At 74.2% G+C, this 21110-nt stretch carries 20 protein-coding genes; 14 read left to right on the top strand and 6 right to left on the bottom strand.

Annotated elements, in window-relative coordinates; genetic code table 11:
• Positions 1–3: 3 nt before the first annotated feature.
• Entirely contained in the window at positions 4–1005 is a 1002-nt protein-coding gene (cobT, locus tag ACFPL3_RS21270; RefSeq protein ID WP_379589575.1) for a nicotinate-nucleotide--dimethylbenzimidazole phosphoribosyltransferase, read from the top strand.
• Positions 1002–1748 (top strand): adenosylcobinamide-GDP ribazoletransferase, encoded by a 747-nt coding sequence (locus tag ACFPL3_RS21265; protein WP_379589574.1) that lies wholly within the window; start codon positions 1002–1004, stop codon positions 1746–1748. Before cobT ends, ACFPL3_RS21265 begins: the two co-directional genes overlap by 4 nt.
• Here ACFPL3_RS21265 and ACFPL3_RS21260 read toward each other — a convergent pair whose 3' ends face one another.
• Genes ACFPL3_RS21260 through ACFPL3_RS21250 form a run of 3 tightly spaced genes read right to left on the bottom strand, consistent with a single transcriptional unit; the run spans position 1749 to position 5292 of the window.
• Positions 1749–2852, bottom strand: coding sequence for a branched-chain amino acid aminotransferase (locus ACFPL3_RS21260; protein WP_343945796.1), 1104 nt, complete (start codon positions 2850–2852; stop codon positions 1749–1751).
• 55 nt (positions 2853–2907) lie between these two features.
• Entirely contained in the window at positions 2908–3996 is a 1089-nt protein-coding gene (gcvT, locus tag ACFPL3_RS21255; protein WP_343945795.1) for a glycine cleavage system aminomethyltransferase GcvT, read from the bottom strand.
• A gap of 9 nt (positions 3997–4005) precedes the next feature.
• A complete protein-coding gene (locus ACFPL3_RS21250; RefSeq protein WP_343945794.1) occupies positions 4006–5292 on the bottom strand; it encodes an APC family permease in 1287 nt (428 codons plus the stop codon).
• A gap of 102 nt (positions 5293–5394) precedes the next feature.
• Between ACFPL3_RS21250 and ACFPL3_RS21245 the strand changes: the two genes are divergently transcribed.
• Positions 5395–6894, top strand: coding sequence for a leucyl aminopeptidase (locus ACFPL3_RS21245; protein WP_343945793.1), 1500 nt, complete (start codon positions 5395–5397; stop codon positions 6892–6894).
• 513 nt (positions 6895–7407) lie between these two features.
• Here ACFPL3_RS21245 and ACFPL3_RS21240 read toward each other — a convergent pair.
• On the bottom strand, positions 7408–7740 hold the full coding sequence (locus ACFPL3_RS21240; RefSeq protein ID WP_343945792.1) for an oxidoreductase: 333 nt from the start codon (positions 7738–7740) through the stop codon (positions 7408–7410).
• A gap of 156 nt (positions 7741–7896) precedes the next feature.
• Between ACFPL3_RS21240 and lpdA the strand changes: the two genes are divergently transcribed.
• The 8 genes from lpdA (at position 7897) to ACFPL3_RS21200 (ending at position 16173) form a co-directional block, all read left to right on the top strand.
• Complete coding sequence (lpdA, locus tag ACFPL3_RS21235) at positions 7897–9279, top strand: dihydrolipoyl dehydrogenase (protein WP_343945791.1); 1383 nt, start codon at positions 7897–7899, stop codon at positions 9277–9279.
• Between the two features lie 47 nt (positions 9280–9326).
• Positions 9327–11141 carry a 2-oxoglutarate dehydrogenase, E2 component, dihydrolipoamide succinyltransferase gene (gene sucB, locus ACFPL3_RS21230; RefSeq protein WP_379589573.1) on the top strand — a complete coding sequence of 605 codons (1815 nt, stop codon included), beginning with the start codon at positions 9327–9329 and terminating at the stop codon, positions 11139–11141.
• Positions 11142–11206: 65 nt separating this feature from the next.
• Entirely contained in the window at positions 11207–11689 is a 483-nt protein-coding gene (locus ACFPL3_RS21225) for a DinB family protein (protein ID WP_343945637.1), read from the top strand.
• A 49-nt stretch (positions 11690–11738) separates the two neighbouring features.
• Complete coding sequence (locus tag ACFPL3_RS21220; RefSeq protein WP_343945638.1) at positions 11739–12632, top strand: TIGR01777 family oxidoreductase; 894 nt, start codon at positions 11739–11741, stop codon at positions 12630–12632.
• A 54-nt stretch (positions 12633–12686) separates the two neighbouring features.
• Positions 12687–13283 (top strand): TetR/AcrR family transcriptional regulator, encoded by a 597-nt coding sequence (locus ACFPL3_RS21215; protein ID WP_343945639.1) that lies wholly within the window; start codon positions 12687–12689, stop codon positions 13281–13283.
• Positions 13284–13331: 48 nt separating this feature from the next.
• On the top strand, positions 13332–14885 hold the full coding sequence (locus ACFPL3_RS21210) for an FAD-dependent monooxygenase (protein WP_343945640.1): 1554 nt from the start codon (positions 13332–13334) through the stop codon (positions 14883–14885).
• 5 nt (positions 14886–14890) lie between these two features.
• On the top strand, positions 14891–15631 hold the full coding sequence (gene lipB / locus ACFPL3_RS21205) for a lipoyl(octanoyl) transferase LipB (protein WP_343945641.1): 741 nt from the start codon (positions 14891–14893) through the stop codon (positions 15629–15631).
• A gap of 56 nt (positions 15632–15687) precedes the next feature.
• Complete coding sequence (locus ACFPL3_RS21200; protein ID WP_343945642.1) at positions 15688–16173, top strand: ArsR/SmtB family transcription factor; 486 nt, start codon at positions 15688–15690, stop codon at positions 16171–16173.
• On the opposite strand, the gene ACFPL3_RS21195 is transcribed toward ACFPL3_RS21200, so the two are convergent.
• Positions 16161–17096: an LLM class F420-dependent oxidoreductase gene (locus ACFPL3_RS21195; protein ID WP_343945643.1), complete on the bottom strand. Its 936-nt coding sequence runs from the start codon at positions 17094–17096 to the stop codon at positions 16161–16163. The genes ACFPL3_RS21200 and ACFPL3_RS21195 overlap by 13 nt on opposite strands.
• Positions 17097–17176: 80 nt before the next feature.
• Between ACFPL3_RS21195 and lipA the strand changes: the two genes are divergently transcribed.
• Together lipA and ACFPL3_RS21185 are read left to right on the top strand one after the other, a co-directional pair.
• Positions 17177–18181 carry a lipoyl synthase gene (lipA, locus tag ACFPL3_RS21190; RefSeq protein ID WP_343945644.1) on the top strand — a complete coding sequence of 335 codons (1005 nt, stop codon included), beginning with the start codon at positions 17177–17179 and terminating at the stop codon, positions 18179–18181.
• A 50-nt stretch (positions 18182–18231) separates the two neighbouring features.
• Positions 18232–18963: a DUF4191 domain-containing protein gene (locus tag ACFPL3_RS21185; RefSeq protein WP_343945645.1), complete on the top strand. Its 732-nt coding sequence runs from the start codon at positions 18232–18234 to the stop codon at positions 18961–18963.
• A gap of 74 nt (positions 18964–19037) precedes the next feature.
• Here the strand turns inward: ACFPL3_RS21185 and ACFPL3_RS21180 are convergent, their stop codons facing one another.
• Positions 19038–19505: an RDD family protein gene (locus ACFPL3_RS21180; RefSeq protein ID WP_343945646.1), complete on the bottom strand. Its 468-nt coding sequence runs from the start codon at positions 19503–19505 to the stop codon at positions 19038–19040.
• Between the two features lie 167 nt (positions 19506–19672).
• Between ACFPL3_RS21180 and glnA the strand changes: the two genes are divergently transcribed.
• Complete coding sequence (gene glnA / locus ACFPL3_RS21175) at positions 19673–21094, top strand: type I glutamate--ammonia ligase (protein WP_343945647.1); 1422 nt, start codon at positions 19673–19675, stop codon at positions 21092–21094.
• Positions 21095–21110: the final 16 nt, after the last annotated feature.

The following is a 21110-nucleotide window of genomic DNA, read 5'->3' as shown; positions in this document are numbered from 1 at the left end:
CTCGTGGACCTGCCTGCCGTCACCGCCCCGGACGTCGACGCGCGCCGCGCCGCCGTCGCCCGCCACGCCGAGATGGACGTGCCCGACGGGGCGCTGGGCCGGCTCGCCGAGCTGGGCGTCTGGCTCGCGGCGGCGCAGGGGGTGTGCCCGCCGCACCCGCTCGCGCGGCCCCGCGTGGTGGTGGTCGCGGGCGACCACGGGATCGCCGAGGCCGGGGTGTCGGTCCACGCCGCGGGCACGACGGCCGAGCAGGTGACGGCGTTCCGCGAGCACACGGCGCCGGTCGGCGTGCTCGCCGCGGTGGCGGGGGTGTCGGTGCGGGTCGTCGACGTGGCGCTCGACAGCGACACCCCGGACGAGCGCCGGATCCGCCGGGGCAGTGGCCGGATCGACCGGGAGGACGCGCTCACCGGCGACGAGGCCGACCGGGCGTTCGCCCTCGGCCGGGCGCTGGCCGACGAAGAGGTGGACGCGGGCGCCGACCTGCTCGTGCCCGCCTCGATCGGCGTCGGCGCCACCACCCCGGCGGCCACGCTCGTGGCCGCGCTCACGAACACCGAGCCGGTGGCCGTGATCGGGCGCGGCAGCGGGATCGACGACGCGGGCTGGATGCGCAAGGCCGCCGCCGTCCGCGACGCGCTGCGCCGGGCACGGCCGCACGTGCGCGACCCGCTCGCGCTGCTGCGCGTGGTGGGCGGCGCCGACCTCACCGCGCTCGCCGGCTTCTGCGTGCAGGCCGCGCTGCGGCGCACGCCCGTGCTGCTGGACGGCGTCGTCGTCGGGGCCGCCGCCCTGCTCGCCGAGGAGCTGGCCAAGGGCGCCCGGGACTGGTGGCTCTACGCCCAGCGCTCCCCCGACCCCGCGATGGCGCTCGTCGAGGAGCACCTGGACCTGTCGCCGGTGCTGGACCTCGGTGTCCGCCTCGGCGACGGCACGGGCGCGGTGGCCGCCGTCCCGCTGCTGCAGATGGCCGTCAGCCTGATGGCGGAGACCGGCGACCGTTGAGGTCGCTGCGGCTCGCGCTGGGCCTGCTGACCGTGTTGCCGGTCGGGACGGTCGAGCCGACCGCCCGCCTCGGCGCGGGTGCGCTGCGATGGGCCCCGGTCGTCGGGGCGGCGCTGGGTGCCGTGGCGGGCGGGCTGCTCGTCGGGCTCGCCGCGGCGGGCGTGCCGCCGCTCGCGGCGGGCCTGCTCACCGTCGGGTTCCTCGCGCTCGCCACCCGCGGCATGCACGTCGACGGCCTGGCCGACACCGCCGACGGCCTGGGCTGCTACGGCCCGCCCGAGCGCGCGCTCGCCGTGATGCGCGAGGGCGGGGTGGGCGCGTTCGCCGTGGTCACGCTGGTGGTGGTGCTCGGCGTGCAGGGCGCGGCGCTCGCCGCGCTGGCATCGGCGGGACCGGCCGCGGTGGCCGCCGTCGCGCTGGCCGGTGCCACCGGACGGGCCGGGTTCTGCTGGGTGGCCCGCCGAGGCGTGCCCGCCGCCCGGCCCGGTGGGCTCGGCGCGCTCGTGGCCGGGTCGCAGCCGTGGTGGGTGGCCGCCGCCTGGTGGACGACGCTGGCTGCCGCCGGCCTCGCGCTCGGCCCGCGCGCGACCGTCGGGGTGGTGCTGGGCGCCGCGCTCGTCGCCGCGCTGTCCCGGCACACGGCCCGCCGCTTCGGCGGCATGACCGGTGACGTGCTGGGCGCGGCGAACGAGCTGGCGGCGACGGCGGTGCTGATCACGCTGGCCACCGCCGCCGGCGGCTGATCAGGCCGGGACGAGCGTGCGCATCCAGCTGTGCGTGTCGGCGGCGACGCCGCGCTGGATGTCGGTGAGCAGCGCGCGCAGCTTCAGGGTGACCGGGCCCGGCTGCCCGCCGCCGATCTCCACCTCGCCGTCGTTGTGCTTGACGCGGCCGATCGGCGTGATCACCGCGGCGGTGCCGCAGCCGAAGACCTCCGTGATCCGCCCGTCGGCGGCGCCCTCGAGCCACTCCTGGCCCGACACCCGCCGCTCGGTGACCTGGCAGCCCAGCTCCTTGGCCAGCACCAGCAGGGAGTCACGGGTGACGCCCGCGAGGATGCTGCCGGTGAGCGAGGGCGTGACCACCTCGACGTCGTCGCCGGAGCCGTACACGAAGAAGAGGTTGTTCGAGCCCATCTCGTCGACCCACTTCCGCTCCTCGGCGTCGAGGTAGGCGACCTGGGCGCACCCGTGCTCGGCGCCCTGGGCCTGCGGCAGCAGGGAGGCGGCGTAGTTGCCACCGCACTTGGCGGTGCCGGTGCCGCCGAGGGCGGCGCGCGTGTAGTCGGTGGACAGCCACACGTCCACCGGCTTGACGCCACCCGCGAAGTACGGGCCCGCGGGCGACGCGATCACCGCGTACAGGTACTCCGAGGCCGGGCGCACCCCGAGCCCGACCTCCGTGGCCAGCATGAACGGACGCAGGTAGAGCGAGTCCTCCCCGCCGGCGGGCGGCACCCACTCGCGGTCGGCGCCCACGAGCTCCTCGAGGGAGGCGAGGAACAGCTCGTCGGGCAGCTCCGCCATCGCCATCCGCGCCGCGGACGCCCGGAACCGGGCCGCGTTGGCCTCCGGGCGGAAGCTCGCGATCGACCCGTCGGGCTGCCGGTAGGCCTTGAGACCCTCGAAGATCTCCTGGCCGTAGTGCAGCACCATCGTGGCCGGGTCGAGCGTGAGCGGCCCGTAGGGCACCACGGCGGCGTCGTGCCACCCCACACCCGACTTCCACCGGATCGTGACCATGTGGTCGGTGAAGTACCGACCGAACCCCGGATCGGCCACCAGCTCCGCCCGCCGGGCTGCCGGCACCGGCGACGGGTTGGGGGTGCGGGTGAACTGCACGCTCATAGCGCAGACGGTACTAGGCGGCACAACGGTCGGACGTCCGAGCATCCCGCTCGCATCACCGCACGTGGGAGGGCACGAACGGCGGCCTCACCACCGCGCAGGGCAGCATGCGACCCCGGACGTCGACGGTCACCTCGTCGTCGAGGCCGACGCCCGCCCCCGTGTCGATCAGCGCGAGCGCGATGCCGGTGCGCAGCGTCGGGGAGAACGTGCCGGACGTCGTGGTGCCGACCTGCACACCGTCCGCCAGCACGGCCATGCCGGGCCGCGGGACGCCGCGCCCGGTGGCCCGCAGGCCACGCAGCCGCCGCGCCGGGCCCGCCTCCTTCTCCGCGAGCAGCGCGTCACGCCCCCAGAACTGCGGCTTGGACCAACCCACGGCCCACCCGCTGCCCGCCTGCACGGGGGTGATGTCCTCGCCGAGGTCCTGCCCGTGCAGCGGGTAGCCCATCTCGGTGCGCAGGGTGTCGCGGGCCCCGAGCCCGGCCGGGCCGCCGCCGAACCCCTCGGCCGCCGCGAGCAGCGCGTCCCAGACGCGCGGGGCGTCGTCCGCGGGCACCAGCAGCTCGTAGCCGCGCTCACCGGTGTAGCCGGTGCGGCAGACCCGCACGCCCTCGACGTCGGTGAACGACATGTAGTCCACGTCCACGGAGCCGGGCACCACCGCGGCCAGCGCCTCGGCCGCCTTCGGCCCCTGCGCGGCGAGCACCGCGAGGTCGTGGTGCCGGTCGGTGACGGTGATCCCGTCCGGGGCGGCCGAGCGGAGCATCTCGGCCACCCGCGCCGCGTTGGCGGCGTTGGGCACGGCGAGCACCTCGTCCGGCCCGACGAGGTAGACGATGATGTCGTCCACCACCCCGCCGGAGGCGTTGCAGCACAACGTGTACTGCGCCTGACCGGGCGCGATCCGCCCGAGGTCGGCCGTGAAGCACCGGTTGACGAACTCCGCGGCACCCGGCCCGGTGATCGCGAGCTTGCCGAGGTGGCTGACGTCGAACACGCCCACGGCCTCCCGCACGGCCGTGTGCTCGGCCACGGTGCCCGCGGGATAGGCCAGCGGCATCGACCAGCCCCCGAACGCCCCGAGGGTGGCCCCGAGCGCTGTGTGCTTCTCGTGCAGCGGACTGGTGAGGAGGTCGGACACGCGGCGAACCTACCCGGCGGCTCCGTCGTCCCGCGCAGGTGCGCGGCCCCGGCCGATCAGCGTGCAGAGCGTCCAGGCCACGGCCAGCGCCACCGCCGTGACCACGACCTGCCGCGTGGGCAGGAGCGCGGCCAGCCCCAGGCACAGCACCAGGCCGAGCGCCGAGGTCCACCGCGGCCAGCTGCGTTCGGCGGGCGCCATGCGCAGCGCAGCCAGGTTGATCACCGCGTAGTACACGAGCACCGAGCAGGCCGACAGCGCGATCGCCGCGATCGGCCCGGCCAGCACCGCGATGCCGATCGTGACGAGCCCGCCCGCGATGTCGGCGCGGGTCGGCGTGCCCCGCGCCGAGATCGCCGCGAGACCGCGGGGCAGCTCGCCGCGCCGGGCCATGGCCAGCGCGGTGCGGCTCACCCCGACCAGCACCGACAGCAGCGCCGACCCCGCCGCCACGGCCGCCCCGGCGCGGACCAGCACCCCGAGCGCGCTCGTCTCGCCCGCGTCCACCACCGCCACGAGCGGCGCGGCCTCCGTGGCGAGCCGGTCGGTGCCGAGGCCGACCATCAGCGCGGCCGCCACCAGCAGGTACGTCATCAGCGTGATGCCGAGCGCCAGCCCGATGGCCCGCCGGATCGTGCGGCGCGGGTCGCGCACCTCCTCGCCGAGCGTCGCGATGCGCGCGTACCCGGCGAACGCGAAGAAGACCAGGCCCGCCGCCGTGAGCACCCCGACCACCCCGCTCCCCGGCGTGGGCACCGCCTCGGCGTCCGGGCTCGCCAGGGTGCCCACCGGCATGGGCTCGGGCCCCACCAGGCCGATCACCACCACGACCACGAGCACCGCCAGCGTGCCGCCGACGAGCGCGTAGGCCCCCCGCGCCGTCCACCGGACGCCCGTGGCGTTCAGCACGGTGACGGCCACGATGACCAGCACGACCGCGGGCAGCGGGCTCGACGGGAGCACGTAGGCGCCGAACACCCCGGCCGCAGCGGCCGCCGAGGACGTCTTCCCCACCAGGAACGCCACACCGGCGAGCCGGCCCGCACCCGGCGCGAGCCGCTCACGGCCGTAGACGTAGCCACCACCGCTCTCGGGATGGGCGACGGCCAGATCGGCCGTGGAGGCAGCGTTGCAGGCCGCCACGATGCCCGCCAGCAGCACCGCGAACAGGAGGAACGGCCCGGCGGCCGCCGCCGCAGGGGCCCAGACCGCGAACACCCCGGTGCCGAGCATTGCGGCCAGGCCGAGCACCGTGGCGTCCGCGGTACCAAGACGGCGCTGCACGCTCGAGGACACGGCGTACACCCTTGCACCCGGGCCTGGCCGGACCGACGGCACGTCGGTGTCATTAGCATCTCGAACCGGTCTCGCCACCCATCTCCCGAGAGGACCCCACGCGTGTCCACCGACCTGCACATCGCGGACGGCTCGCCCGTCACCGCCGACGTCGACGCCGTGGTCATCGGCCTGCTGCCCGCGGCCGACGGCGAGGAACGACCCCGCATCGCCCCCGGGGCGGGTGAGATCGCCGAGGCCTTCGGCGGCGAGGCCGCGCTCACCGAGCTGCTCGCCGTGGTCGGGGCCACCGGCAAGGCCGACGAGGTCGTGAAGCTCCCGGCCCGCGGCGCGATCACCGCCCCGCTGCTCGTCGCCGTCGGACTCGGGGCGACCGACGAGGGCGGCGAACCGCAGGCCGAGCAGGTGCGGCGCGCGTCCGGCTCCGCCGCGCGGGCGCTCGCGGGCAGCGACCGCGTCGTCAGCGCGCTGGGCCGGCTCGACCTCGGCGCGGCCGCCGAGGGCACCCTGATGGGCGCCTACACGTTCACCGAGTACCGGTCCAACGGCAACGGCCGCGCCCCCGTGGGCAGCGTGGCGCTCCTCGCCGAGGACGGGCAGGACGAGGTGCTGCGCACCGCCACCGCCGTGGCCGGCGCCGTGCGCACCGCCCGCGACCTGGTCAACACCCCGCCCAACGACCTCTACCCCGAGACCTTCGCCGCCCGGGCGCGCGAGCTCGCCGAGGCCGCGGGCGTCGAGGTCGAGGTGCTCGACGACGCGGCGCTGGCCGAGGGCGGCTTCGGCGGCGTGCTGGGCGTCGGCGGCGGCTCCTCACGCAAGCCGCGCCTCGTGCGGCTGCGCTGGGCCGGCGGCTCCTCGCCGCGCGCGAGCGTCGCCCTCGTCGGCAAGGGCATCACGTTCGACACCGGCGGCATCTCGATCAAGCCCGCCGCCAACATGGATCACATGACCTCGGACATGAGCGGCGCCGCCGCCGTGATCGCCACCACGGTGCTCGCGGCCCAGCTGCAGCTGCCCGTGGCCGTCACCGCCACCGTCCCGATGGCCGAGAACATGCCCAGCTCCACCGCCTACCGCCCCGGCGACGTCCTGCGGATGTACGGCGGCAAGACCGTCGAGGTGCTCAACACCGACGCCGAGGGCAGGCTCGTCCTCGCCGACGCCATCGTCCGCGCCGCCGAGGACGAGCCCGACTACCTCGTGGAGACCTCCACCCTCACCGGCGCCCAGCAGGTGGCGCTCGGCATGCGCACCGCCGGCGTCATGGGCAGCGACGACTTCCGCGACCGCGTCGCCGCCCACGCCCGCGCCACCGGCGAGGACGGCTGGGCGATGCCGCTGCCAGAGCACATGCGCAGCGAGCTCGACTCCCGCATCGCCGACATCGCCAACGTCACCGGCAGCCGCTGGGGCGGGATGCTCGTGGCGGGCACCTTCCTGCGCGAGTTCGTGCCCGACGGCCTCGCCTGGGCCCACATCGACATCGCCGGGCCCAGCTTCCACAGCGGCGGCCCCTACGGCTACGTGACGAAGGGCGGCACCGGCGTGCCCGTCCGCACCCTCCACGCGCTGCTGGTGGACATCGCCCAGAACGGCTGACCCACCACCACCCGCGAGTCCCCCGTTTCGTCAGGGCGAGTCTCGCGTCTCGAACGGCGAGTCTCCCGCCTCGAACGGCGAGTCTCCCGTTCGTGAGGCGCGGGACCGCCGTCCGGGCCGCGAGTCTCCCGTTTCGTCGGGGCGAGTCTCCCGTCTCGAACGGCGAGTCTCCCGTTTCGCGGCGCGAGTCCCGCGTCACAGGCCGGCGCCGGCACCCGCCGAACGCGCAGCTCGCGCCCCACGGCGCGGGACTCGGCGCACCGAACGCTAGCGCCCACGCGGGACGCGGTACACGCACCGCACCGCGCGGAACTCGGCGCACCGAACGCGAGACTCGCCCACACCAGGGCGCGGTACACGAACCGCACCACGCGAGACTCGCCGCACCGAACGCGAGACTCGCGCCCACCGGATGCGGCTTTCGTGCCGCAAAACGCGAGACTCGCCGACACGGGACGGGAGACTCGCGCCGCAGAACGGGAGACTCGCGCGCGCCGTACGCGGGACTCGCGGTCAGCGGTCCAGGTCGGACTGGGCGCGCTTGCGCAGGATGCGCTGGCGGGCGTCGTGGTCGCGCATGCGCTGCGGGTAGCCGACGAGCTGCACGTCGTAGATCGGCATCGCGAGCGAGCGGGCGAACTTGCGCGCCGCGGCCGGGTCGGCGACGCGGCGCCGGGTCCAGGCGCCGTCCTTGTCGACCAGCAGCACGGTGGTCTCGGTGACGGCCGTGCGCGGCTCCACGAACGCCTCGACCCCGGCGTGGGCCGCGGCCCAGGTGCGCAGGTGCGCCTCGTCCTCGTTCCGCGCGCGCGACGCGCCCCGCCGCAACTTCCCGAACAGCCCCATATCGCGCCACCTCCCGGGTGTCCAACGATCGAGACGGCCGATCCGCTCCCGGGACGACCAGGCGCCACGCCCGGGCCCGGCGGATGACAAGATGGCGTCGGCGGCGTGACATGCCGCGTCCACACCCGTGGCGGCCGATCGGTAGGGAGTACACACGTGCCCGAGCACAACGCGGACCTGGTCGTTCTCGGCGGGGGCTCGGGCGGTTACGCCGCCGCGCTCCGCGCCGCCGAGCTGGGCCAGTCCGTCGTTCTGGTGGAGCGTGACAAGCTGGGTGGCACGTGCCTGCACTACGGCTGCATCCCCACCAAGGCGCTGCTGCACGCCGCGGAGGTGGCCGACGCGGCCCGCGACGGCGAGAAGATCGGCGTCAAGACCTCGCTGGCGGGCATCGACATGGCCGGGGTCAACGGCTACAAGGACGGGGTCATCTCGCGCCTCTACAAGGGGCTGCAGGGCCTGGTGAAGTCCCGCAAGATCAACCTCGTGGAGGGCACGGGGAGGTTCGAGGGGCCGAACACCGTCGTCGTGGGTGATGATCGTTACGTCGGGAAGAACGTGGTGCTCGCCACGGGCAGCTACGCCAAGTCGCTGCCCGGTCTGGATCTCGGCGGGCGGATCATCACCAGCAACGAGGCCATCCACCTCGACTCGGTGCCCGAGCGGGTGGTGGTGCTGGGCGGCGGTGTGATCGGCGTGGAGTTCGCGTCGGTGTTCCGCAGCTTCGGCGCCGAGGTCACGATCGTCGAGGCGCTGCCGCGGCTGGTGCCCAACGAGGACGAGTTCGCGTCCAAGCAGCTCGAGCGGGCGTTCCGCCGCCGCAAGATCGCCTTCAAGACCGGGGTGAGGTTCACCGGGGCGAAGCAGACCGAGCTGTCGGTCACGGTGTCGCTGGAGTCCGGCGAGGAGCTCGAGGCCGACCTGCTGCTGGTCGCGGTGGGCCGCGGCCCCAACACGGCGGGCCACGGCTACGAGGAGGCCGGCATCACGATGGAGCGCGGCTTCGTGCTCGCCGACGAGCGGCTGCGCACCAACCTCCCCAACGTCTACGCGCTCGGCGACATCGTGCCCGGCCTGCAGCTGGCCCACCGCGGCTTCCAGCAGGGCATCTTCGTGGCCGAGGAGATCGCGGGGCTCGCCCCCGCCCCGATCGACGAGGCCGGGATCCCGCGCGTCACCTACTGCGAGCCCGAGGTGGCGTCCGTGGGTCTCACCGAGGCGCAGGCCCGGGAGAAGCACGGCGAGGTCCAGACGCTGGTCTACGACCTGGCCGGCAACGGCAAGAGCCAGATCCTGCAGACCCAGGGCGCGATCAAGCTGGTCAAGGCGGGCGCCGAGGGCACGCCGGGGCCGGTCGTCGGGATCCACATGGTCGGCGCCCGTGTCGGCGAGCTGATCGGCGAGGCCCAGCTCGTCTACAACTGGGACGCGCAGGCCGAGGACGTGGCCGCGCTCGTGCACGCCCACCCCACCCAGAACGAGGCGTTCGGGGAAGCGCACCTCGCGCTCGCCGGAAAGCCGCTCCACAGCCACAGCTGACCGGCGAACAACAACCCGAACCGCAGGAAGAGGAGCTCCGACCCGATATGGCCTTCTCCGTCCAGATGCCCGCCCTCGGTGAGAGTGTCACCGAAGGCACCGTCACCCGGTGGCTCAAGCAGGAGGGCGACCGGGTCGAAGTCGACGAGCCGCTGCTCGAGGTGTCCACCGACAAGGTCGACACCGAGATCCCGTCCCCCGCTGCCGGCGTCCTCCAGCGCATCGTCGCGGGTGAGGACGAGACCGTCGAGGTCGGCGGCGAGCTCGCCGTGATCGGCGACGCCGACGAGGCACCTGCCGGTTCCGGCGGTGACGCCGACTCCGGCGCCGACGCCGCGGAGCCGGCGGCCGAGGCGCCCGCCGAGGCGCCGGCGCAGGCCGAGCCCGCCCCGGCCGAGCCCGCCCCGGCCGAGCCGGAGCAGCCGGCCGAGGCGCCGCAGGCGGCCACCGCTCCGGCGGGCGAGGGCACCGCCGTGCGGATGCCGGAGCTCGGCGAGAGCGTCACCGAGGGCACCGTCACCCGCTGGCTCAAGCAGGTGGGCGACACGGTCGCGGTGGACGAGCCGCTGCTCGAGGTGTCCACCGACAAGGTCGACACCGAGATCCCCTCCCCCGTGGCGGGCACGCTGCTGGAGATCACGGCGGCCGAGGACGAGACCATCGAGGTGGGTGCGCAGCTCGCCGTCATCGGCGACGCCGCGGCGGGTGGCGGGCAGCAGGCCGCGCAGCCGGCCCCGGAGCCCGCGGCCGCACCGGAGCCCGCGAAGGAGCCCGAGCCCGCGCCGCAGGCCCAGGAGCGCCCCTCCCCCGCGCCGAAGCCCCAGGCCGCGCCCGAGCCGCAGCCCACTGCCGAGCAGCCGGAGCAGCCCGCCGCCCAGGGCAACGGCGGCGGCGCGCCGTACGTCACGCCGCTGGTGCGCCGGCTCGCCGCCGAGCACGACGTCGACCTGTCCACGATCTCCGGGTCGGGTGTGGGCGGCCGGATCCGCAAGCAGGACGTGCTGGCGGCGGCCGAGGCCCGCAAGCCCGCGCCGGAGCCGGAGCCCGCCCCCGCGCCGGCCGCGGCCGCACCGGCGCCGGCGGCGGGTGGAGCCCGACCGGCCGCGCAGCAGGTGCCGCGGCCCGCCGCCAACGCGCCGGAGCCGGGCACCACGGTCAAGATGCCGCGGCTGCGCCAGGTCATCGCCCAGCGCATGACCGACTCGCTGCGGATCTCGGCCCAGCTCACCACGGTGCAGGAGGTCGACGTCACGCGGATCGCCGCGCTGCGGGCCCGCGCCAAGGCGGAGTTCGAGCGGCGCGAGGGTGTGAAGCTCACCTTCCTGCCGTTCTTCGCGAAGGCCACCGTCGAGGCGCTCAAGGCGTTCCCGCAGGTCAACTCGTCGATCAACGAGGAGACCAAGGAGGTCACCTACCACGGGGCCGTGCACCTGGCCATCGCGGTCGACACCCCGCGCGGCCTGCTCGTGCCGGTGATCAAGAACGCCGAGGACCTCAACATCGCCGGGCTGGCCCGCAAGATCGCCGACGTGGCGCAGCGCACGCGGGACAACAAGATCGGCCCGGACGAGCTGTCCGGCGGCACGTTCACGATCACCAACATCGGCAGCGCCGGTGCGCTGTTCGACACGCCGATCATCAACCAGCCGCAGGTGGCCATCCTCGGCACCGGCAAGATCACCAAGCAGCCCACGGTCGTCACCGGCCCGGACGGCGACGACGTCATCGCCATCCGTTCGGTCTGCTACCTGCCGCTCACCTACGACCACCGGATCGTCGACGGCGCCGACGCCGGCCGGTTCGTGAGCGCGATCAAGGCCCGCCTCGAGGAAGGTGCCTTCGAGGTCGACCTGGGTCTCTAGACACCGGCGGGGGTGGAGCCGGGGCTCGGGTCCCGGCTCCACCCCCGGCCTCGGAGGGGGACGAGGTGGACGACGAGAAGAAGGCGCTGCTCGGTTTCCTGGCGGCGCAGCGGGCGGTCGTGCTCGCCATCCTGGACGGTCTCGACGGGGCCGCGCTCACCAGCGAGGCCGGATCGCTGGGCTGGACGCCGCTGGGCATGGTCGAGCACCTCGGCTACGCCGAACGGCATTGGTTCCAAACGGTCCTCACCGGCTCGGCCGACCCGCTGGAGTGGCCGGACGACGACCACACGCCGCTGAACACACCGCGCCCGCCGTCGACGGTGTTCGCGTTCTACGCCGCCCAGTGCGAGCGGTCCGACGAGATCCTCGCCGCCACCCCGCTCTCGGCGCATTCGCTGGGCCACCACCCCGGCCCGAACGCCGACGAGTTCAGCGATGCGCGCCGGATCGTGCTGCACATGATCGAGGAGACCGCGCGCCACGCCGGGCACCTCGACATCGCCCGCCAGATGATCGACGGGACGACCGGGCGCGGCTTCCGCTGACCGGGCCCTGCGGTCGCGTCACCGGCCGGCTTCCGCGAGGATCTCGGGCGTGCGCGTCGTGGTCGCCGGATCGTCCGGCCTGATCGGTACCGCTCTCGTCGCCGACCTCCGGCACGCGGGCCACGAGGTCCTGCGGCTCGTCCGGCGGGCCCCCGCGGCCCCGGACGAGCGCGGCTGGGACCCGCCCGCAGGCCGGATCGACGAGGGCACGTTCGACGGCGTCGACGCCGTCGTGAACCTGGGTGGCGCCGGTATCGGCGACCGGCCGTGGAGCGGGGCGCGCAAGCAGTTGCTGCGCGACAGCCGCAACGTGCCCACCGAGGTGCTCGCCGGTGCGGTGGCGCAGCACCACGTCCCCACGATGCTGAGCGCCTCGGGCGTGCACTACTACGGCGACACCGGCACGCGCCCGGTGGACGAGACGGCGCCGTCGGGCACCACCTTCCTCGCCGAGGTGTGCCGCGACTGGGAGGCGGCCACGAGGTCGGCCGCCGAGGCGGGCGCCCGGGTGGTGCTGATGCGCACCGCCGGGGTGCTGGCGCCGCACGGGGGCCTGCTGGGTCGGCTGCGACCACTGTTCTCGCTGATGCTGGGCGGCCGGATCGGCACGGGCCGGCAGGCGTTCCCCTGGATCTCGCTCGACGACGAGATCGGGGCGATCCGGTTCCTGCTGGAGCACGACGACATCGCCGGGCCGGTGAACCTGGCCGGGCCGACACCGGCGACGAACGCCGAGTTCACCTCCGCGCTCGCCGAGGTGCTGCACCGCCCGGCGCCCTTCGTCGTGCCTGCGGCGGTGCTGCGGGCCACGCTCGGGCAGCTCGCCGAGGAGCTCGTGCTCACCGGCCCGCGGGTGGTGGCCGCGGTGCTGCAGAAGCACGGCTACCCGTTCCGGCACCCGACGATCCGCGAGGCGCTCCAGGCGGCGGTCGAGCGACCCTGAGTTGCACTCTCAGCAAAATTGCGCGGTCCGCAAGATTTGTCTAACCTCGTGGTCGTGGGGTTGCGCGAGCAGAAGAAGCAGCAGACCCGGGCGGCGCTGAGCTGGGCGGCCCTGCGGCTGGCCGTCGAACGCGGCCTGGCCGGGGTCACCGTCGACGACATCGCCGCCGAGGCGGGCGTCTCCCCGCGCACGTTCAACAACTACTTCTCCGGCAAGCACGAGGCCATCGTGTGGCGCCACCTCGACCGCTTCGCCCGCATCGCCGAACTGCTCCGCGCCCGGCCCGCCGACGAGCCCCTCTGGACCGCGCTCGCCGGTGCGGCCGGCACCGTCTTCGCACCGACCGAGCCCGGCCCGACCGCCGAATGGACGGCTGGGGTGCGGCTGCTGCTGGCCCAGCCCGAGCTGCGCGGCGAGTTCGTGAAGGCGGCGTCCGCGGCCGAACGCGAGCTCGCGCTGGCCGTCGGGGAACGCACCGGCACCGACCCCGACCGCGACATGTACCCGCGGCTGGTGGCCGCCGCCGTCGGATCGGCCGTGCACGTCGCGAGCGAGCAGTGGCTGCGGACCGAGCCGCCGGTGGCGCTGGACGTCCTGCTCGCCGACGCACTGGAGCAGCTCGCGACCGGGCTGCCCGACCCGCGCGCCTGACATCCGTCCGCACCCGGAACCCCGGGTCCGTCCTGCCCGGGAGGGCACGTGCCAGTTGATGTGCTGATCGTCGGAGCCGGCCCCAACGGCCTGTTGATGGCGAGCGAGCTCGCCCTCGCCGGGGTCGAGGCGGTCGTGCTGGAGCGGCTCGCCGAACGCTCGGACCAGCCCAAGGCCAACGGCCTCGTCGGCCGGGTGGTGGAGGCGCTCGACCGGAGGGGGATCTACGAGCTGTTCAGCGGGCACGACGGGCCGCCGCGCCCGGCGCCCGGCTTCGTCTTCGGGGCGTTGCCGCTGGACCTCACCGCGGCCGGCGGCCACGCGCTGCACGCCCTGGGCATCCCGCAGCGGCGGATCGAGGAGCTGCTCGAGCAACGGGCCACCGGGCTCGGTGTGCCCGTGCTGCGCGGCCACGAGGTGCGGGCGGTCCACCAGACGCCCGACGCCGTGGCCGTCGACGTGCTCACCCCGGCCGGCCCCCGCCGGTTCGAGGCGCGCTACCTCGTGGCCGCCGACGGCGGTACCAGCCCGATCCGCAAGCAGCTCGGCATCGGCTTCCCGGGCACCACCGACCGCGGGTTCGTGTCGCGGTCGGGCCGGGTCGCCGTCGGCGCGCCCGTCGCGCTGGACACCGGCGAGCTGGAGCTGCCCGGCCACGGCCGGCTGCCTCCCGCGACGTTCCTGCGCACCGAAAAGGGGGTGCTCGCGTACGCGGTGGTCGAGCCGGGCTGCTACCGGATGAGCGCGTTCGAGTGGGGGGAGGAGGGTCTCGAGGACGCCGACGACATCTCCCTGGAGGAGCTGACCGCCGCGCTGCACCGGGTCGTCGGCACCCGGTTGCCGCTGAGCCCGCCCGCGGACGCGGGGCCGCGCGACCGGCGGCGACGCGTGGGCGTCAACTCCCGGCACGCCGACCGCTACCGCTCGGGGCGGGTGTTCCTCGTCGGCGACGCGGCCCACGTGCACAGCGCTGTGGGCGCACCCGGTCTCAACCTGGGCATGCAGGACGTGCTGAACCTCGGCTGGAAGCTCGCCGCGGCCGTGCACGGCACCGCGCCCGACGGCCTGCTCGACACGTACGAGAGCGAGCGCCGTCCCGCCGGCGAGCGGGTGATCATGCACAGCCGGGCGCAGAGCGCGCTGCTGGCACCGGGCGCGAACACCACCGCCCTGCGCGCACTGTTCGCCGAGCTGCTGGACGACGCCACGACGACCCGCCGCATCGCCGACCTCATGGCCGGGTCCGACCTGCACCACCCCGCCCGGTTCGACGGGGCCGCGCACCCGCTCACCGGCCGGTGGGCCCCGGACCTCCCGTTGCGCACCGGCGCCGGCTCCACGCGGCTGGCCGAGCTGCTCCGGCCCGCCCGCCCGCTGCTGCTCGACCTCGCCGCAGGGGCGAAGATCACAGCCGCGGCCACCGGGTGGGCCGACCGGGTCGACGTCGTGGCGGCCACGACCCCGCAGCCGCCTGCCGACGCGCTGCTCGTGCGTCCCGACGGGTACGTCGCGTGGGCGGGCGAGCGCGGCGCCGACGGCCTGCGGGCGGCGCTCGGTGTCTGGTTCGGCGCTCCGGCCCTCACGAACGCCGGGGTAGCGTGAGCGGCATGGTGACCCGCTCCTGCCGCAGCAGCGCCGACCCGCTGCGCATCGATCGACTCGGCACGGTCGAGTACCGCGCCGCATGGGACGTCCAGCGCGCCAACGCCGAGGCCCGCCGCGCCGGCACCGGCCCTGACGTGCTGATGCTGCTGGAGCACCCGTCGGTCTACACGGCAGGCAAGCGCACGCAGCCCGAGGACCGGCCCACCGACGGCACCCCGGTGGTGGACGTCGACCGCGGCGGGCGGATCACGTGGCACGGGCCGGGCCAGCTGGTGGGCTACCCGATCGTCGGGCTCACCGAGCCGCTCGACGTCGTCGACTTCGTGCGGCGCCTGGAGGAGGCCCTCATCCGGGTGGTGCACGACGCCGGGGTCCCCACCGCGGGCCGGGTCGAGGGCCGCAGCGGCGTCTGGCTGCCCGCCGACGCCGGGCGCCCCGAGCGCAAGATCGCCGCGATCGGCGTGCGCGTGCAGGCCGGCGTCACGCTGCACGGCTTCGCGCTCAACTGCGAGCCCGACCTCGGCGCGTACGACCGGATCGTGCCCTGCGGCATCACCGACGCGGGCGTCACGTCCCTGGCCGCCGAGCTGGGCCGGTCGGTGCCCGTGGCCGAGGTGCTCGACGCCACCGCGGCCGCCGTCGAGGCGGCGCTCGAGGGCACCCTGCCGGTGGCCGAGCACGTGGTGCCGCGCGCGGCCGCACCGGCCGGGCTCGACCTGCGCCTGCACCCGGCGCTGCACTGAGACCATTGCGAAAACCGTAATTACGGAAAACTGGACGCCCGTGGCATCCTGATCCCATGGACGAGGTTGCGGACCGGCTCGCCGACCTGGAGCAGCGGGTGACCGCGCTCGAGGCGGCCGCAACCGCCCACGCCGAGGCGGTCGTGGCTGACGGGAGCGCCGGGGTGGTCCGGTACGGGGGCGACGTGCACCTGCACGGCGACGTCTCCTGGGAGATCACCCTCGACGCCGGCACCGCGGTGGCCCTCGACGACGAGCCGCGGGTGGCCGTGCTGGCCGCGCTGGGCCACCCGGCCCGCGGGCGGATCGTCCGCACCCTGCTCACCCGCGGCCCGTGCGGCACCTCCGCGCTGCAGGAGGCGGCCGGGCTCGCCTCCACCGGCCAGCTCTACCACCACCTGCGCTCCCTCACCCACAGCGGCGTGGTGGAGCAGGACGGCCGCGGCTCGTACCGGGTGGGCACGCGCGCCGTGGTGCCGGTGCTGGTGCTGCTCACCGCGGCCGCCGACGTCGCGGGCCAGCTGCGGGATCAGCCCAGCTGAGGCGCCACCTGCGAGGCGATCAGCTCCACCTGGTCGAGGTCGGCGAGGTCGAGCAGCTGCAGGTAGACGCGGGTGGCCCCGGTCTTCTCCCGCCACTGCCCCAGCCGGTCGACCACCTCGGCGGGCGTGCCGGCGATCCCGTTCGCGCGCAGGTCGTCCACCTCGCGGCCGATCGTGAGCGCGCGGCGCGCCACCTCGGCGTCGTCGCGGCCCACCGCGATGACCTGGGCGATCGAGCGCACGACCTCCGACGGGTCCCGCTCGATCGCCTGGCACGCCGCGTCCACCCGCTCGAACTGCGCCGCCACCACGTCCACCGGGGAGAAGCCGACGTTGAACTCGGTGGCGAACCGGGCCGCCAGCGCGGGCGTGCGCTTCTTCCCGTGACCCCCGACGATGACCGGCGGGTGCGGCTGCTGCACCGGCTTGGGCAGCGCGGGCGAGTCGGTCACGGTGTAGTGCTCGCCGGAGAACGAGAACCGGTCGCCGGGCAGCGTGCGCCACAGGCCCGTGACGATCTCGAGCTGCTCGGTGAGCCGGTCGAACCGCTCACCCAGCCCGGGGAACGGGATGCCGTAGGCGGCGTGCTCGGCCTCGAACCAGCCGGCGCCCAGGCCCAGCTCCACCCGGCCACCGGACATCTCGTCGGCCTGCGCCACGGAGATGGCGAGCGGGCCGGGCAGCCGGAACGTCGCCGAGTTCACCAGCGTGCCCAGCCGGATCCGCGACGTCTCGCGCGCCAGGGCGGCGATCGTGAGCCAGGAGTCGGTGGGCCCGGGCTCCCCGGAGACGTCGCCCATCTTGAGGAAGTGGTCGGAGCGGAAGAACGCGTCGTACCCCGCCGCCTCGGCGGTGCTGGCGACGCGCAGCTGGTCGTCGTAACTGGCCCCCTGCTGGGGCTCGATGAAGATCCGCAGGTCCACGGAGCCGAACCTAGTCCTGCCCGGCCTGCAGCGTCCGTGCAACCTCCGGTGTACGCGCGGGCAGGGCGTAGCCTGGGGCCGTGACGATCGCACCCGAAGGTCGCAAGCTCCTGCGCCTGGAGGTCCGCAACAGCGAGACCCCGATCGAGCGCAAGCCACCGTGGATCCGGACGAAGGCCCGCACGGGCCCGCAGTACACCGAGCTGAAGTCGCTCGTGCGCTCCGGCGGGCTGCACACCGTGTGCGAGGAGGCCGGCTGTCCCAACATCTACGAGTGCTGGGAGGACCGGGAGGCCACGTTCCTCATCGGCGGTGAGCAGTGCACCCGGCGCTGCGACTTCTGCCAGATCGACACCGGCAAGCCGGCCGCGCTCGACCGCGACGAGCCGCGCCGCGTCGCCGAGTCCGTGCGCACGATGGGCCTGCGCTATTCCACGGTCACCGGCGTGGCCCGCGACGACCTCGAGGACGGCGGCGCCTGGCTGTACGCCGAGACCGTGCGCCAGATCCACGCGCTCAACCCGGGCACCGGCGTCGAGCTGCTGATCCCCGACTTCAACTCCCGCGACGACCAGCTCGCCGAGGTGTTCGGCTCCCGCCCCGAGGTGCTCGCGCACAACCTGGAGACGGTGCCGCGCATCTTCAAGCGCATCCGCCCGGCGTTCCGCTACGAGCGCTCGCTCGAGGTGATCACGAAGGCGCGGGCGGCGGGCCTGGTCACCAAGTCGAACCTGATCCTGGGCATGGGCGAGACCCCCGAGGAGGTCACCGCCGCGCTGCACGACCTGCACGAGGCCGGCTGCGAGATCATCACGATCACCCAGTACCTGCGCCCGTCGGCCCGCCACCACCCGGTGGAGCGGTGGGTCAAGCCCGAGGAGTTCGTCGAGCACTCGAACACGGCCGAGGAGATCGGCTTCGCCGGCGTGATGGCGGGCCCGCTGGTGCGCTCGAGCTACCGCGCCGGCCGGCTCTACGCCCAGACTGTGGCCCACCGCGGTGAGGAGCTCTCCCCCGATCTCGCCCACCTGGCCGCAGAGGGCCCCGCGGCGCAGGAGGCGAGCAGCCTGCTCGCCCGCAGCTGAGCGGCGGGCGCACCGGCGGTGCGTCTGGTGTGACCACGTATCCTCGTCACATGGCCGGTGGGAAGCCCGACAAGGAAGCGAAGCAGGCCGCCAAGCGCGCGCGGCGTGAGGCGTCCAGGGCGCGCTACAAGCAGATCTGGCAGGCGTTCCAGATGCAGCGCCGCGAGGACAAGGCGCTGCTGCCCATCATGGTGGGCGTCCTGCTGCTGTCCGTGGTGGTGTTCTTCGGGATCGGGCTGATCTTCGACCTGCACTGGATCCTGCTCCCGCTCGGCATCGCCGTGGGCCTGCTCGCGGCGGTGAGCATCTTCGGGCGGCGCGTGCAGCGCAACGTCTACAGCAAGGCCGACGGCCAGCCGGGCGCCGCGGGCTGGGCGCTGGACAACCTGCGTGGCCAGTGGCGGGTCACGCCCGGCGTCGCGGGCACCACCCACCTCGACGCCGTCCACCGGGTCATCGGCCGGCCCGGCATCATCCTCGTCGCCGAGGGCGCCCCCCACCGCGTCAAGAGCCTGCTCGCGCAGGAGAAGAAGCGCACCGCCCGCGTTGCCGGCACGATGCCCATCTACGACGTGATCGTCGGCAACGAGGAGGGCCAGGTGCCGCTGTCCAAGCTGCAGCGCCACCTGATGAAGCTTCCCCGCAACATCAACAAGCAGGAGATGGAGTCGATGGAGGCGCGCCTGGCCGCCCTCGGCTCCCGCGCCGCGGCGATGCCGAAGGGCCCGATGCCCGCCGGCGCCAAGATGCGCAGCGTGCAGCGCACGGTCCGCCGCCGCTGAGGCCGTCGTCCCACCGTACGAACGGCCCGTTCGTCCCGCTCTATCGGACGGACGGGCCGTTCGTACGTTGCGGGTCAGGTGCGTGCGCGGCTGCGCACCACCACCGTGCGGGTGGCGCGGTCGTGCCAGCCCCGCCCGTCCTCGTCGCGGGCGATCGGCGGCAGCACCAGCGCGATCATGGCCGTGCGGAGCAACGCCCGCGGCACCCCGATCACCGGGGCCGAGTCGAGCGACGCCACCCGGATCCCGAGGGCGACCATCCCGGCGCTCGCGCCGAACACGGCCACCGGCACCGCGGTGATCAGGTACCAGACCCCCAGCACGTACCAGCCGAGATTCGGGTCCTCCAGCGCACCGGGCCCGGTGAGCAGCGCGGCGATCCCGTACGCCAGGAGCCAGTCGATCACGAGTGCCCCGAGCCTGCGCCCGAACCCGGCCACCGAGCTGACGCCCGCGGCGGGCAGACCCAGCCGCTCCCCCGGGTACGGCCCGGCCGCCGCCGGGGAAGCGCCGGGCAGCCAGGACTCGATCCAGCGGGCCATGAGGTCTAGCGTATGCGGGCGCGATGTGACGAGGACGGCCTCCCGGCCCGCTCCGTTAACGTCTGCGAAACGACTGAGTGACCGCTGGGCAACACGCTCACCATAAGTTCGCCGCCGACGAGGACAGCAGTCCTGCCCGACCACGTGTCGCACGAAGGAGTCAGTGGGTGTTCAGCAACTCCGAAGAGGTCCTGAAGTACATCTCGGACGAGGGTGTCGAGTACGTCGACATCAGGTTCTGCGACCTCCCCGGAGTGATGCAGCACCTCACCGTCCCCGCCGCCACGGCCGGTGACCTGCTCGAGAACGGCGCGGCGTTCGACGGCTCGTCCGTGCGCGGCTTCCAGGCCATCAACGAGTCGGACATGGCGCTGTTCGCCGACGCCGCCACCGCCCGACTCGACCCGTTCCGCAAGCACAAGACGTTGAACATCAACTTCTTCGTGCACGACCCGATCACGGGTGAGCCCTACAGCCGCGACCCGCGCAACGTCGCCCGCAAGGCCGAGGAGTACCTGCGCGCGTCCGGCGTGGCCGACACCGCGTTCATGGCGCCCGAGGCCGAGTTCTACATCTTCGACTCGATCCGCTTCGGCTCCAACCCGCAGGAGACCTTCCACCACATCGACTCCGCAGAGGGCTGGTGGAACACCGGGCGTGAGGAGGCCGGCGGCAACCTCGGGTACAAGGTCAACTACAAGGGCGGCTACTTCCCGGTGCCGCCGGTGGACCACTACGCCGACCTGCGCGCCGACATCGTCAGCAACATGACCGCCAGCGGCTTCGAGGTGGAGCGCGAGCACCACGAGGTCGGCACCGCGGGGCAGGCCGAGATCAACTACAAGTTCAACACCCTGCTCCACGCGGCCGACGACATCATGCTCTTCAAGTACCTGGTCAAGAACACGGCGTGGCAGGCCGGCAAGACCGCCACCTTCATGCCGAAGCCGCTGTTCGGCGACAACGGCTCGGGCATGCACGTCCACCAGTCGCTGTGGAAGGACGGCCAGCCGCTCTTCCACGACGAGTCCGGCTACGGCGGCCTGTCCGACATCGCCCGCTACTACGTGGGCGGCCTGCTGCACCACGCCCCGAGCCTGCTGGCCTTCACCAACCCGACGGTGAACTCCTACCACCGCCTGGTGCCCGGCTTCGAGGCCCCGGTCAACCTGGTCTACTCGGCCCGCAACCGCTCGGCCTGCATCCGCATCCCGCTGTCGGGCTCCAGCCCGAAGGCCAAGCGCATCGAGTTCCGCTGCCCCGACTCGTCCGGCAACCCGTACCTCGCGTTCTCCGCGATGATGATGGCCGGCCTCGACGGGATCAAGAACAAGATCGAGCCGCCTGCCCCGATCGACAAGGACCTCTACGAGCTCCCGCCCGAGGAGGCCAAGGACATCCCGCAGGTGCCGGGCAGCCTCGGCGCCGTCATCGACCGGCTCGAGGCCGACCACGACTACCTGCTCGAGGGTGGCGTGTTCACCTCCGACCTGATCGAGACCTGGATCTCCTACAAGCGGGAGAACGAGATCGACCCGCTGCGGCTGCGCCCGCACCCGTACGAGTTCGCGCTCTACTACGACGTGTGATCCCACGGCTGGCCTG

Origin of the sequence: Pseudonocardia zijingensis, assembly GCF_042657305.1 — a bacterium.
Taxonomy (GTDB): domain Bacteria; phylum Actinomycetota; class Actinomycetes; order Mycobacteriales; family Pseudonocardiaceae; genus Pseudonocardia; species Pseudonocardia zijingensis.
Note: the sequence above shows the minus strand (reverse complement) of the source record. Positions and strands in the feature narration are given on the sequence as shown.